The sequence below is a fragment of the Nostoc piscinale CENA21 genome (assembly GCF_001298445.1).
In the GTDB taxonomy this organism is placed as follows: domain Bacteria; phylum Cyanobacteriota; class Cyanobacteriia; order Cyanobacteriales; family Nostocaceae; genus Nostoc_B; species Nostoc_B piscinale_A.
The window spans coordinates 6,931,345-6,945,018 of record NZ_CP012036.1 but is presented as its reverse complement, the minus strand read 5'-3'; the positions used below and the strand labels follow the sequence as shown (position 1 = coordinate 6,945,018).

General features: G+C 40.9%; 10 protein-coding genes and 2 pseudogenes. 6 read left to right on the top strand and 6 right to left on the bottom strand.

What is annotated here, in order from left to right:
• Positions 1-205 precede the first annotated feature (205 nt).
• Positions 206-878 (top strand): annotated as a pseudogene (locus ACX27_RS29860) (glutathione S-transferase family protein).
• 81 nt (positions 879-959) lie between these two features.
• On the opposite strand, the gene ACX27_RS29855 reads toward ACX27_RS29860, so the two are convergent.
• The 6 genes and pseudogenes from ACX27_RS29855 to ACX27_RS29830 form a co-directional block, all read right to left on the bottom strand.
• A complete protein-coding gene (locus tag ACX27_RS29855) occupies positions 960-1,709 on the bottom strand; it encodes an SDR family oxidoreductase (protein WP_062297873.1) in 750 nt (249 codons plus the stop codon).
• A 280-nt stretch (positions 1,710-1,989) separates the two neighbouring features.
• A pseudogene (locus ACX27_RS29850) lies at positions 1,990-2,600 on the bottom strand (thioredoxin family protein).
• Between the two features lie 50 nt (positions 2,601-2,650).
• Complete coding sequence (locus ACX27_RS29845; protein ID WP_062297872.1) at positions 2,651-3,565, bottom strand: TauD/TfdA dioxygenase family protein; 915 nt, start codon at positions 3,563-3,565, stop codon at positions 2,651-2,653.
• A 170-nt stretch (positions 3,566-3,735) separates the two neighbouring features.
• Positions 3,736-4,503, bottom strand: a complete 768-nt coding sequence (locus ACX27_RS29840; protein WP_062297870.1) for an ATP-binding cassette domain-containing protein — start codon at positions 4,501-4,503, stop codon at positions 3,736-3,738.
• Between the two features lie 121 nt (positions 4,504-4,624).
• Positions 4,625-5,449, bottom strand: a complete 825-nt coding sequence (ssuC, locus tag ACX27_RS29835) for an aliphatic sulfonate ABC transporter permease SsuC (RefSeq protein WP_062297868.1) — start codon at positions 5,447-5,449, stop codon at positions 4,625-4,627.
• Positions 5,450-5,731: 282 nt separating this feature from the next.
• Positions 5,732-7,330, bottom strand: a complete 1,599-nt coding sequence (locus ACX27_RS29830) for an iron uptake porin (RefSeq protein WP_062297866.1) — start codon at positions 7,328-7,330, stop codon at positions 5,732-5,734.
• A gap of 1,018 nt (positions 7,331-8,348) precedes the next feature.
• Between ACX27_RS29830 and ACX27_RS29825 the strand changes: the two genes are divergently transcribed.
• From ACX27_RS29825 to ACX27_RS29805, 5 genes are all read left to right on the top strand, one after another.
• The gene (locus ACX27_RS29825) at positions 8,349-9,719 is read left to right on the top strand and encodes an LLM class flavin-dependent oxidoreductase (protein ID WP_062297865.1); all 1,371 of its coding nucleotides are present in this window, start codon (positions 8,349-8,351) and stop codon (positions 9,717-9,719) included.
• Between the two features lie 125 nt (positions 9,720-9,844).
• Positions 9,845-11,383 carry an amidohydrolase family protein gene (locus ACX27_RS29820; protein WP_062297863.1) on the top strand — a complete coding sequence of 513 codons (1,539 nt, stop codon included), beginning with the start codon at positions 9,845-9,847 and terminating at the stop codon, positions 11,381-11,383.
• 83 nt (positions 11,384-11,466) lie between these two features.
• Positions 11,467-12,120, top strand: coding sequence for a carboxylesterase family protein (locus ACX27_RS29815; RefSeq protein ID WP_062297861.1), 654 nt, complete (start codon positions 11,467-11,469; stop codon positions 12,118-12,120).
• 80 nt (positions 12,121-12,200) lie between these two features.
• Positions 12,201-13,199 (top strand): aldo/keto reductase, encoded by a 999-nt coding sequence (locus tag ACX27_RS29810; protein WP_062297859.1) that lies wholly within the window; start codon positions 12,201-12,203, stop codon positions 13,197-13,199.
• 31 nt (positions 13,200-13,230) lie between these two features.
• Positions 13,231-13,674 carry a GNAT family N-acetyltransferase gene (locus ACX27_RS29805; protein WP_062297857.1) on the top strand — a complete coding sequence of 148 codons (444 nt, stop codon included), beginning with the start codon at positions 13,231-13,233 and terminating at the stop codon, positions 13,672-13,674.

Here is a 13,674-nt window from a genome sequence, read left to right as displayed (position 1 = left end):
TGACTCTAATTTGTAAAAATTCTAATGAATAAACTACTATAATTCGGTCGATGATAAGTAGTATAATAAGCAGCAGAGTAGATATTTGCCATCCTATTAATTAGATGCACAAATCAACACTTCTCGCTTCTGTCTTACTGCTCTGGTTTGAGTTGTGCAATCTCAAATAGTCTGCATTCACCATAATTACAAGGAAAAAAACTTCATGAGTGATATACAACTTTACTTTGCTAAAGCATCTACTTTCTCTCAACGCACCCGTGTAGTATTGCTGGAAAAAAACATTGACTTTACGCCGATAGAAATTGACTTACAGAATAAACCAGATGGGTATACGCAGATTTCACGTTATGGTAAAGTTCCGGCTATCAAACATAGCGATGTTATAGTCTACGAATCTGCGATTATCAATGAATATTTAGATGAAGTTTTCCCCGAACCACCCTTATTACCACGAGATCCGGCAAAAAAAAGCACAGGCTCGCATCTGGATAGACTATGCTAATACTCGGTTTGTCCCAGCTTTTAACAAATTTCTCCGTGGTAAAGATACTAAAGAACAAGAACAGGGAAGAAGAGAGTTCACAGAAGCACTTCTATATATTGAACAAGAAGGATTAGGCAAAAGTGATTATTTTTTAGGAAATGAGTTTAGCCTTGTGGATATCAGCTTCTATCCCTGGTTTGAACGTTTACCACTGTTAGAACACTTCCGCAAATTTACACTACCAGCAGAAGCATCTCGTTTGCAGACATGGTGGAATTTGGTAAGCGATCGCTCCTCAATTAAAACAGTAGCAAATCCTGTAGATTTCTATTTACAAAGATTCGCCAAAATTCTTGGTGAACCAATTCCCGTTGGTGCAGCGCAAAAATAGCCAACACAAACAAAGTTAACCCCTTGCACTTGACGACGTGTAGGGGTTTCTTAATCAGCATGATGATGCTATTTTCTTTCATTACCGTTCTTGCAGAGTTGGTCGAATGAGAATTTCATTCACATTAACATGGTGCGGCTGAGTCACAGCATAAGTGATAGCAGCCGCAATGTCTTCACTTTGTAGGGGTGTGATGGCTTTTAATCGTTCTTCAACATTTTTCTTAGCTACAGGATCGGTGACATGATTATTAATTTCTGTTTCCACTAAACCAGGCTCGATAATAGTGACGCGAATGTTATCTTTTAAAACTTCCTGGCGTAAGGATTCTGAGAAAGCATTAACACCCCATTTAGTGGCGTTGTATATGCCTACACCTGCGCGAGCAATGCGCCCTGCTACTGATGAGATATTGACAATATGACCGCTACCTTGGGCTTTGAATATTGGTAAAACGGCATGGGTAGTATAAAGTACACCAAAGACATTGATATCAAACATTCGCCGCCAGTCTGAAGTGTTGCCGCCATCAATATTACCAGTCAATGCCACACCTGCATTATTAACCAGAATATCCACTTGTCCCAACTGAGCGTTTGTTTTGTGTATCAGGTTGTTAGCTTGTGTTTCATCAGTGATATCGGTCACGATGGGTAATGCTTTTCCACCGCTGGCTGCAATACGTTTTGCTAGTGCTTCTAAGCGATCGCTTCTTCTAGCTGCGATCGCTACTGTTGCTCCTTCTGCTGCTAAGGCAATAGCTGTAGCTTCACCAATACCTGAAGAAGCTCCTGTAATAATAGCTACTTTTCCATTTAATTTTATTGTCATAATTTACTCCTAAATTATTTACAATTCCATACTTAGGGATAATTTATTATTAATTTCTAAATTCTCAAAATACTTCATATCAAAAACCAATTTTATCTAAAAATTGCTTTAATTTATTAAAATACAATATTAATTTTATGTTTTTTAGCTTAATAAAAAATATAGGTAGATAGAGACAATAGTAAAATATCCTCCATAATACCTATATTTCATCATAGTTGAGGACGGCGGAAATCAAAGCAGTTTTATGCTTGATAAACAAACAACTCTCAGGGATTTATCAAACTGCGATCGCGGGATTTTTGTAATAAGCAGGTTCATTTCCTGGCTTCCATTTGATATTACAACCAATACTAGGTTTTTGTTCCCAAGTTACAGCCCGACCTGCTAATACTGCATCAATAGCAGCCCGCAAATCTTTTCCAGTTACAGGTATGCCATTCTGCGGACGGCTATCATCTAATTGTCCACGATACACAAGTCGCTGGGTAGCATCAAACAAGAAAAAAGTCAGGAGTACAAGCAGCAAAAAAAACTTTTAGCAGTTGCTTGATTTTCGTCAAACAACAGAGGATAAGTTAAATCTAACTCTTGTACAAAAGCTTTTAAAGATAGAGGTGCATCATCGGGGTGAGTGTTAACATCATTAGCACTAATTGCTACAATTCCCACATTGTTCTGGATGCTTTGTGCATAGTCTTTACCCAGTTGTGCTAGTTCAAATTTAATGTGCTGCACATAAGGACAGTGGCGACTCAAAAATATTACTAGCAAAGCTTTTTTATTAGCAAAATCAGCCAAAGAAATTGTTTTACCAGAAACCACATCTGGTAAATTGAAATCAGGTGCTAATGTACCTAAAGGTAACATTGTAGAAAAAGTCTTTGCCATAATTTGGAATTTTCTTGTCAAAGGGTAGAAAAGTAGAAGAAAAAACTTTCTTACACAGCTACAGCTACACGTTGGTTGTAAGCAGAAGAATCTCCTTTAACAGCCTGACTCTGCTGACCATTCACACCAACTGGGGTATCTCCTACAATAGTGACTCGTTGGACATGGCGGGGTTGATTGCCATAATCTGCGACTGCATAATGTTGAGTAGCGCGGTTATCCCAAAAAGCCACATCACCAACTTGCCAACGCCAACGCACTGTATTTTCAGGACGTGTCACATAAGACTGCAACAGTCGGATAATATCAGCAGATTCAGTTGGTGATAATCCCCGAATCTGGCGTACAAAACCACCTATGAACAGTCCTCGTTCCCCAGACTCAGGATGAACGCGCACTACTGGATGTAGAGTTTCATACACAGTCGATGTAAAAATAGCACGGTAAGCTTTGACATCTTCAGGAAGATTAACTGCGGCTTCTGCATAGTCATAGGCGTTGCTATGGACAGCCCAGAGTTCGTTAGCAAGATGACGCAAATCATCTGGTAAATCTTGATATGCAGTCACAGAGTTTGCCCAAATAGTGTCACCCCCATAAGGAGGAATCACCAATGCCCGTAAGATAGAGCCGAGAGGAGGGCGATCTACAAAAGTCACATCAGTGTGCCAATTATTAGCACGGCTAGCAGTTTTTCCATAATTCAAATCCAAAACTTCTGGATGTCCAGCTAGAGATGGGACTGTAGGATGGGCGGTAGTAATTTCCCCGAAGCGGCGAGCAAAGGCGACTTGTCCATTAGCATCCAGATTTTGATTACGGAAGAAAATTACTTTGTATTGGATGAGAGCCTGACGAATCTCGCTGATAATCTCGTCACTGAGATTAGCACTCAAATCAATTCCTAAAATCTTTGCACCAATACGTCCAGCAACTGGTTTGATTTCTAAATGTTGATAAGTCATTTTTTTCTCCAATGAGTAGAGGTAAAAGTGGGCAATGCCAACCAAAGGTGTAAATTGAGCAGAAAATTACAGCATCAGGTACAAAAATATGATTTTTGTTCAATCGTTGAACTTTGAAGCGATCGCGATTGAAGCTGTTGTATAACTCTAAAGAGTGAATAAGTAAATTACTAATGACTCATTTGCAATAATTGATTTGCATGATTACTTTCATAATTCATCACTTTTTCTAAGACTGTCTCTCTGAGATTGACGAATACCTCACTAGCCCTATCTCGTGGACGCGATAATCTTACAGATACATCTAACGCAACCCGTCCTTCTTCAATGACTATCACCCTGTCTGCTAAAGCCACAGCTTCCTCTACATCATGGGTGACTAAAAATGCTGTAAAGCCTCTTTGTTGCCATAAATCTTCGATTAAATGTTGCATTTCTAAGCGAGTTAACGCATCTAATGCTCCTAATGGTTCATCAAGTAGTAATAAATGTGGTTGACTGACTAATGCTCTAGCTAATGCTACTCGTTGTCGTTGTCCTCCAGATAATACATGAGGCCATTCACTAGCTCTATCTTTAAGTCCGACTTGTTCTAATACCCAGGCTGCTTTTGTACGCCAATTTTCTTGCAAACCCAAACCTACATTTTCAATCACTCGTTTCCAAGGTAACAAGCGGGAATCTTGAAACATTACTCTTACAGAGTGACTTAGTTTGCGTAATGGTTCTCCATCAAGTAATATGCCGCCTGTCGTGGGTTTATCTAACCCTGATACAAGCCGTAGTAAGGTACTTTTACCACAACCACTGCGTCCCACAATTGCAATAAACTCTCCTGGTGCTACTTCTAAATTTAATGATTTCAAAACAGTTTTATTACCAAAAATTTTAGTTAAATTTAGAATTTGTAGCTGTGTTCCTTTTATGTAGGAAACCATATAATTTTCTCCTTTGTAGAGTAGATGAGCGAGTTGCTATCAAAGATAGTAATTTAGGCTGAGAGTGGGAATATGGAGTCTGGAGTAGAGATGAAAAATATTTAATGTTTCTTGAAAGCTTTTACCCAGCTTTGTAATTGGGATTCCAAGATAAGAATTTGGTTTCTAGAGCTTTTGCTATAGAATTTGCTAGTTTACCTAGCAGTGCATAAATCACAATACTTAACACAACAACATCTGTTTGCATAAATTCACGGGCATTCATCGCCATATAACCAATGCCAGAATCTGCGGCAATTTGTTCGGCTACAATCAACGATAGCCACATAATGCCTAAAGAAAAGCGAACACCAATCAAAATCGAAGGCAAAGCTCCTGGAAATACAATTTCCCATAAAAGTTGGGGTGTTTTTAAACCATAAACTCTGCCCATTTCAATAAGTCCTGGATCTACGCTACGGATTCCATGATAAGTATTCAGATAAATTGGGAAAAATACACCTATAGAAACTAGAAATAATCTAGCTTGATCGCCAATACCAAACCATAAAATTACTAGAGGGATTAATGCCAAGTTGGGAATAGTACGCAGCATTTGTAAGGAACTATCTAACAGTTGTTCTGCAATGCGAGAAAACCCAGTAAGTAAGCCCAAAATAAAGCCAATTCCACCGCCAACAATAAAACCAGATACAGCACGAGCAGCACTGATTCCCATGTGTTGAAAAAGTTCTCCAGTTGCAGCTAGCCTAAATGCTGTAAAAACTACGCTACTTGGTGCTGGTAGAATTCTGCTGGACAGTAATCCAGTTCTGGAAGAAACTTCCCAGATGAGTAACACAATAAATGGTACTATCCAGGGAACGATTTTATCAGCGTATTTGTTATTAAATATTGCTTCTAGTGAAGCTTCCCTGCTTTTAGTATTTTTGAAGGTAATAGTCATAAGATGCTTAATTTTTGTCGAAATTTTTCTTGCAGACTATTTTGTTAACAGAGCTAATTACTGATGCCGTTATGTATGTTCTAAACAAGCAGACGCAGTAAATAGCGTAGAATTAGCCAAAATCATTGCTTTGTTGCTAGAGTAGTTTCTACAAAATACTATAAATCGACCAATTTACCGTAGTTTGTAATAAAAATTTTACACGAAATTATATAAAAAGCAACCACAAGTAAATTACAGAGGCAAAACAGGACTGAAAAGGAAGAGGACATTGCGGGTTTGTTAGAAAGTAAAAGTAGTGCGGAGAGTCCCTACCCAGATGGGATCGTTGGCATCGTTATGTTCAGGCTTGGTAATTAGGTAACAACTTGGGGTAATTCTGATATTGTCATTGACTCGGAATGTGTAAAAAGCTTCTAAATGTAAAGAAGTATCTGGATCTTCTCGACGGGCGGCTGTGGGCGTTGGACGATAATCATTGCTAGTCACTTTGGGTGGCACACCAATAATGAACCCACCAAGATTGCCTTCTTTAAACAAATCTGGAAAGCCAAATGTAAGCGCAGCATTGATTATAGTTGCATCATTATCTCCATTGCTTAGTTGATTAGCCAGGGTATAACCAAACCAACCACCTAAGTGAAAGCGCGTACTAGCTCTCCAGTTAAATTGAAGTCCAAAATTGTCAGTTTTTGTAGCATTTTGCCCAAAAGGATTTCTAGCAAAGGTACTACCTGTCCCACCAGTAAGATTAAAAGATCCGTTACCAAAGTATTTATGTACGTAGGTTAGACCAATATCTAGCTGACGATTGGGTGATATGGTCAATTGAGCTAGTGCAGCATTGTTGCCATTGAAGAATCCATTACCTTCGTCTGGCCTATTGGCTTGCTGATCAAAGGTAATATAACCTGCGTTTAATTGCAACTGATTGTTAAACTTATAGGCAAAAGCTGCGCCAGCACCATCAAAACCTGGTCGATAGATAGTAGGGTTAAAAGTGGCAAATCTTGAAGCCGCTCCATTTAGTCCACCCACTGAGGCATTTAAGGTTGGTGTAAAAATAGCTGGTTGCAAAGCCCTAGGGCCTATCCAAATAGTTCCCTGTTTACCTACTGGGAAACGATAAACTAACTGACTGAGATATATTCCTTCTCTGCCTTCAGCATCAAAAGTAAAACGGGTCATTGAGGTTCCCGTAGTGCTGGTTAAGTTAGGGATAGTGTTCTGTGTCAGAATTGTTGTTAGTTGATCTCTGCCAGTAAAGCTAGTTTGGAAGGAAAGTCTAGTGCGGTAGGCAAAAACAGCATTGGTATTATCTTTAGTGTCATCAGCTGGAGTATTATTAACGCGATCGCCAAATGTATCAGCTACCACAAATGTTGCATCACCCACCAATTTGGTAGTTGTAGAAAACTGATTGCCTTCTACCTGGGCAGTGCGTGCTTCCAAAGCGTCTAGCTTACCTCGTAAAGCTACCAATTCCGAAGCAAATTCTGCTTGCAACTTTTGCAAAGTAGCTAAATCTTCCTGACGTACCAAATCTGCCGTATTTGTAGCAATTAGTTCGTTGAGTCGGCTTAAAGCTGCATTTAAACCAGCCGCAAATTCATAACGCGTTAAGGCACGATTACCTTTAAATGTGCCATCTGGATAGCCTGCAATTACACCGTAGCGTTCAACTAAAGACTGTAAAGCTTGAAATGCCCAATCTGTAGGCTGAACATCATATAACTCAGAAACAGATGTCACTTGTGCTAGAGGTTCGTTTTGATCAGATACATTTAGCATTTCAGTTGCACTTGCATCTGAAGTCAGGATGAAAAATCCATTAACAAAGGCTGGGATAACTAGCCCATAATTCCACAAAACTTTCAACATTGGTGATTGAGTTATGCACAGAGAATTAACAAATCTTTGATTGCCAGCACCCTAAATGATTTTGATATCCCAAATTAGATATATATTTCGGAGAAAGATTATCTTACAGAGGGTTATTAATAAAAACCTTTGACAAAAGCTCTATGGTCTTAAAAAATCACGCACCAAGCAATAGAGAACATGAAGTATTGATTTGAAAAGCTCAATTAGCTTGATATCCTTGCAAGTTAACTATGCTGAGTTAAGGCTAGGGACTATTTTCAAACTCTGTGATCCCCAAACCCTCTTCAAAAGGGAGGCTAAGAAACTCTTAAAGTCCCTCTTATGAAGGGGGATTTAGGGGGATCTAAAAAGTTAGGAGGCAACATGAATAGTTTGAAAACACTACCTAGGCAAAGGAAGAAGGTTAAAGAGGCAGGGACAAAAATTTTTTCCTTTCCCCTTTATCCTTGACCCTGTCAAGTTGGGTTGGCAAACTACTAACTAGTGATCGTTAGCATACTACTTTAAGAATATCGACTTTTAGTAGTTTGCTATTAATTCAGGATATTTGCATAATTTTCCAAAAAAAACAATACCCTTGCTATATATTGTTTTAGAACTTTGAGCAAACTTGTGTTAAGCACTACTTGCATTTTTCTTGTAAGTGTGAAAAGCTTGCTTATAGACAAAATACGGTAAATCAATCGATTTAAAGTATTTTAAGATTAATAGACAACAGATAAAGTGAGTTCCACAGATATAAAGCACCCTTGTTTAAACTTCTCCGCACATGGAGAAGGCTTTGAAAGTTATTACTTATACTCCACAGGCTTCTGTTTGAACCTTGTTTATGGCGGGTAAGCCCAAGTGAAGTAAATACCGAAGAAGCATTACTAGCAGTTAAGCCTTCTGGATACTTAAAAATACGGGTGCAAAGGGGAAAAATGGTTTATTTGACTCAAGGCGTTAGTGTTAACAATCAACGCCATACGCGTCCACATCAACTAATTTAGCTATCGAACAGAGAAAAAAGCAGATGAGCAAAAAACGCCAGTTTCGTTTAGGTGCATTTATTCAAGCCACTGGACATCATGTTTCGGCTTGGCGACATCCAGATGCACAAATAGACGCTGGGTTAAATTTCGAGCATTACAAAGAAATTACCCAGACTGCCGAACGTGGCTTATTCGATGCAGTGTTTTTGGCGGACAGTCCAGGGGTTTGGGGTGGCGCACCAGAAACTCAAAAACGCAATGGTAAGCTTGTTCATTTTGAGCCTGTCACCCTCTTTTCGGCCTTGTCTGCTGTTACCAAAAACATCGGTTTTATTGCTACTGCCTCAACTACCTACGAACAACCCTACACATTGGCTCGTAAGTTTGCCTCTTTAGATTATTTAAGTAAAGGCCGGGCAGGGTGGAATGTAGTCACCACAGGTAATGAAAATGCGGCTGCTAATTTTGGACTTGAGCATCATCCAGAACATAGCCAACGCTACGAACGCGCCCAAGAGTTTGTAGAAGTAGTGAAAGGTTTATGGGATAGTTGGGAAGATGATGCCTTTATCCGTGATAGAGAATCTGGTGTTTATTTCGACCCTAATAAACTGCATATCCTCAACCACAAAGGTAAACATTTTTCTGTCAAAGGCCCCTTGAACGTCGCTCGTCCGCCCCAAGGCTATCCAGTAATTGTGCAAGCAGGAGCTTCGGAAGCAGGACGAGAATTAGCAGCACAGACTGCTGAGGTGATTTTTACGGCGAATCAAACCCTAGCTGATGCCCAAGAATTTTACGCTGATCTCAAAGGTAGACTCACAAAATATGGGCGTTCTCCAGACGATCTAAAAATTATGCCTGGGGCTTTTCCGATCATTGGTCGGACTGAAGAAGAAGCTCAAGAAAAATACGAATTCATCCAATCGTTAATTCATCCCGATGTAGCTTGGGGTATTTTGCGAAACTATTACAAAGGTGTCGATTTGTCGCAATATTCTCTAGATGACCTAGCACCTGAGTTACCTAATGATACTAACAACAACAAGAGCCGTCTAAAACTAGTAAAAGATTTAGCTACTCGTGGGACTCTCACATTGCGCCAGTTATATTTGGCTCTAGCTACTGCAAGAGGTCATCGCACAATAATTGGTACTCCTGAAAGTATTGCCGACCAACTCGAAGAATGGTTCAACAATGGTGCAGCAGATGGTTTTAATATCATGCCGCCCATCTTGCCTACAGGGTTAGATGACTTTGTAAATCTAGTAGTTCCTATTCTTCAGAAACGTGGTCTATTCCGTACTGAATACGAAGGCAGTACCTTGCGGGAAAACTTGGGGTTGCCTCGTCCGGTTAATCAATTTGCTATCAAACAAAAACAAGTGGATGAAAGATTGGTACTGGCGTAAGTAGATTTTTGACAGATGGTTCAGCCATATCTTTTAAAAAGTCTCTTTTGCAGATCACCGCCTAGGTGCTGCACATTTTCTCGTGGATAGCTGACTTGATTTGTAATTTTTTCAAGGACAAAAACATGACTGAATATAGCAGATTGAAAACTTCCCGCTCCGCAGCAATTAGAGCAACTTTAGATTATCCAGTCATTGACACCGACGTTCACACCAATGATTTCACTCCAGCACTTGAAGATTACATCGCTAATTACGGTGGTGCCAAACTCGTAGACGAATTACGCAAAGCTGAATCTTCTCGTCTTAATTCCAAAGTTAACGGTAAAGACTGGTATCAACAAACCCCAGAAGAACGTCAATACAACCGCACAATTCGTTCTCCTTGGTGGGCGAGAGTTACCCGCAATACGTTGGATTTAGCTACTTATACCTTGCCCGAACTCTTTTATGAGCGTCAGGCAGAACAGGGATCAGATTATTCGGTACTCTTTCCGAATAATGTTCTTGCACCAGCTGGAGCTAGACCAGAACATCGCCAAGCACTGCAACGGGCTGTAAATCACTATCATGCTGACTTGTATCGCAAATATAGCGATCGCCTGACGGTGGTAGCTGGTATCCCCATGACTACTCCTCAAGAAGCGGTTGAAGAGTTAGAATTTGCTGTAAAAACACTAGGACTTAAAGTAGCAAATATTCCTGGTGGTGTAAAACGGCCAATTAAGGCGATCGCAGATAAATATCCCGCAGACCAATACCCTGAAATCGCCAAGTATGCCTCATATATTGATTTCTACGGCTTGGATAGTGAATACGACTACGATCCATTCTGGGCAAAAGCCGTTGAATTAGGTGTACCGATTACTACCCATTACGGTAGTCAAGGTTGGACGGGACGCTCCTCTATCAGCAACTACATGAACAACCATATCGGTCACTTTGCTGATGGTTCACAAGCATTTGCTAAAGCACTGTTCTTTGGTGGTGTTACCAAGCGTTTCCCACAGTTGCGTGTAGCTATGCTTGAAGGTGGCGCAGACTGGGGCGCACACGTCTACATTCATTTAGTAGACCGTTTCTCCAAGCGCAGTCTCAAAGGATTACAAAATTACAACCCAGAACTCACCAATGCTAATGAGTTGTATGAGTTGTTTACACGTTTTGGTAGCGAGTTCCTAGAAGCCCATACGCTGAGTAAAGAAGAACTAACAAAGAGTGTTTTAGGTTCTTCCTTCAACCGCCACAGCCGTTCACCCGTTGGTAGCGAACTAGAAGACTTTGCGGCGGCTGGAATTGAAAGCATTGAAGATATTCGCGATCGCTGGGTGAATACTTTCTTCTTTGGTTCGGAATCTGATGATCGCACAATCGGAGCCGCATTCAACGACAAAGCCAATCCCTTGGGTGTGAAAATCAACGCCATCTACTCCTCCGATGTCGGTCACTGGGATGTACCAGACTTGACAGATCCTCTAGCAGAAAGCTGGGATTTGGTGCAAGAAGGAGTAATTTCCGAAGCTGACTTTAAAGCTTATGTCTTCGGTAATCCCTATAAGTTCTACACCCAAGCTAACCCCGACTTTTTCAAGGGTACAGCGATTGAATCCAAGGTGAACAACCTTGTATCTCCACAAGCTGACAAAAACCTTGTAGTAGCTTAAATCTTTGCTGTGAGAATACAAGATCCCTGACTTCTTGAAGAAGTCGGGGATCTGACCACCAAACATACAGAGGAATTACAACTATGGCTATCGAACGTCGTTCTGGTTTATTGCCTTATCTGTTCTCAGCTGTTGCTGAAGATGCTAACAAACCTGCACCTTTGGTTGTGTTTTTGCATGGCGCACGCGATCGCGGTAATGATTTAGATGTACTGCTAAAGTGGGGTTTACCTCGTTTTGTGCATGAATCCAGCCCCTTACCTTACTTCTTTTTAGCACCCCAACTTCCTGAAGGGCAGACTTGGGTGGAGCGAGAATCAGATGTAATTGCTTTGTTGGATAATTTTATCGCCTCCCGGCCTATCGATCCGTCCCGTGTCATCTTATCTGGATTTAGTTTAGGTACGGCTGGGGCATGGCACATTGCTGCTTCTCATCCTGGTCGTTTTGCTGGACTGGTAGCTGTATCTGGTCGTGTTCCCAAAACTTTAGACATCAGCCAGCTAACTGCACTCAAGGAAATTCCGATCCAAATATTCCAAGGTGGCAAGGACGAGAAATTGACAGTTGAAGATACGCAGCAGATTGTCGATACCTTGCGTGCAGCTGGCGGTAAAGTAAATTTTACTTTACTACCTGAAGGGGATCATTTCATAGCTGATGAAGTTTACACTGAATTGAAATTGCAGCAGTGGTTTGTTTCTCAGAGTCGTCGTCAAGCTTCTGTAGTTGTCTGAGGCGGAATATCGAAAAACTAACTGCTAGATTTTAGACCTCTTGCATAAATTTTTTTTGTCTCACGCAAAGACTCAAAGAAATGACTTTACCAACAACTAAACTCGGTAAAACGGGATTGACTGTTTCCCGTCTCTGTCTGGGTACAATGACTTTCGGCTTGCAGACAGATGAAGAAACTTCCAGACGTATCCTCGATACTGCGGCTGAAGCTGGTATCAATTTTCTCGATACAGCCGATGTTTATCCGCTTGGCGGAGGATTAGCTACGGCTGGTAGTACCGAAGAAATTATTGGGCGTTGGCTTAAAGGTAAACGCGAACATTTTATCTTAGCTACAAAGGCTGTTGGTCGGGTTGGCACTGCGCCTTGGGATCAAGGTGCATCTCGCAAACATATTTTAGATGCGATCGATGCTTCCCTAAAAAGATTGGGAACTGATTATGTTGACTTGTACCAATTGCATTCTGATGATGCTTCAACTCCTCTAGATGAAACTCTAGAAGCATTGGATACTATAGTTCGTGCTGGGAAAGTACGCTATATCGGGGTTTCTAATTTCTTGGCTTATCGACTTGCTCGTGCTTTGGGTCGTGCCGAGGTGAGAAATTTGACTCGTTTTGTCTCGATTCAGCCCCGCTACAATTTGTTGTTCCGCGAGATTGAGAGAGAACTTCTGCCCTTAGCGCAAGAAGAAGGATTAGGTGTAATTCCTTACAATCCTTTAGCTGGTGGTCTACTTACTGGCAAACATAACCAGGCTCAAGGCCCCACCACCGGGACTCGTTTTACCTTGGGTACTGCCGCAGAACGTTATCAAGAACGTTACTGGCGCGATCGCGAGTTTAATACTGTTGAGGAATTACGCACAGTTGCAGAGTTCGCCGGATTGTCACTCACTACTTTAGCAGTAGCTTGGGTGTTGGCTAATCCGATTATTACTGCCCCCATCATTGGTGCTAGCCGTCCAGAACAACTAGCTGACACACTCAAAGCAACAGAAGTCAAACTCGACGAAAATTTGAAACAAAAGCTAGACGACATCACAGCCGAATACCGCAAGGGAGATTCTCTGCGTTAGGATTGCTAACTCAGCAATTTTTTAGAGCAATATGCTAAAAATTAGCCAAGCAAAGTTGCATGATTATGAAAATATTAAAGCTTTTTACAAACAATGTGGTTACGGGGGCGATCTGAGTGAGGAAGCATTAACATTCATTGCCCAATTGGAGGAGAGAATTGTTGGTGCAGTACGTTTGTGTCCAAATACTGGGTTCTTTGTGCTTAGGGGAATGCAGGTTTTAGCTTCGTTTCAGCATCAGGGTTTTGGTACGCAGCTACTTCAAGCTTGTACTGAGCAGCTTGTCGATCAAGTTTGTTACTGCATTCCGTGGCAGCATTTGAAATTGTTCTATCAACAAGTAGGGTTTCAAGAAGTTTCACTGATAGAGGTTCCAGACTTCTTGTGTGAGCGATTTAATAACTACATTTCTAGAGGAATGAATGTGATTCTCATGCGTCGGTTGCCAACTGTAATAATGTTAGGGAGAAACTGA

Bases quoted from the DNA above. Each gene is read 5' to 3' on its own strand.
- ACX27_RS29810 (WP_062297859.1), top strand. From the start codon at position 12,201: ATGACTTTACCAACAACTAAACTCGGTAAAACGGGATTGACTGTTTCC.
- ACX27_RS29855 (WP_062297873.1), bottom strand. From the start codon at position 1,709: ATGACAATAAAATTAAATGGAAAAGTAGCTATTATTACAGGAGCTTCT.
- ssuC (WP_062297868.1), bottom strand. From the start codon at position 5,449: ATGACTATTACCTTCAAAAATACTAAAAGCAGGGAAGCTTCACTAGAA.
- ACX27_RS29805 (WP_062297857.1), top strand. From the start codon at position 13,231: ATGCTAAAAATTAGCCAAGCAAAGTTGCATGATTATGAAAATATTAAA.
- ACX27_RS29840 (WP_062297870.1), bottom strand. From the start codon at position 4,503: ATGGTTTCCTACATAAAAGGAACACAGCTACAAATTCTAAATTTAACT.
- ACX27_RS29830 (WP_062297866.1), bottom strand. From the start codon at position 7,330: ATGTTGAAAGTTTTGTGGAATTATGGGCTAGTTATCCCAGCCTTTGTT.
- ACX27_RS29825 (WP_062297865.1), top strand. From the start codon at position 8,349: ATGAGCAAAAAACGCCAGTTTCGTTTAGGTGCATTTATTCAAGCCACT.
- ACX27_RS29820 (WP_062297863.1), top strand. From the start codon at position 9,845: ATGACTGAATATAGCAGATTGAAAACTTCCCGCTCCGCAGCAATTAGA.
- ACX27_RS29845 (WP_062297872.1), bottom strand. From the start codon at position 3,565: ATGACTTATCAACATTTAGAAATCAAACCAGTTGCTGGACGTATTGGT.
- ACX27_RS29815 (WP_062297861.1), top strand. From the start codon at position 11,467: ATGGCTATCGAACGTCGTTCTGGTTTATTGCCTTATCTGTTCTCAGCT.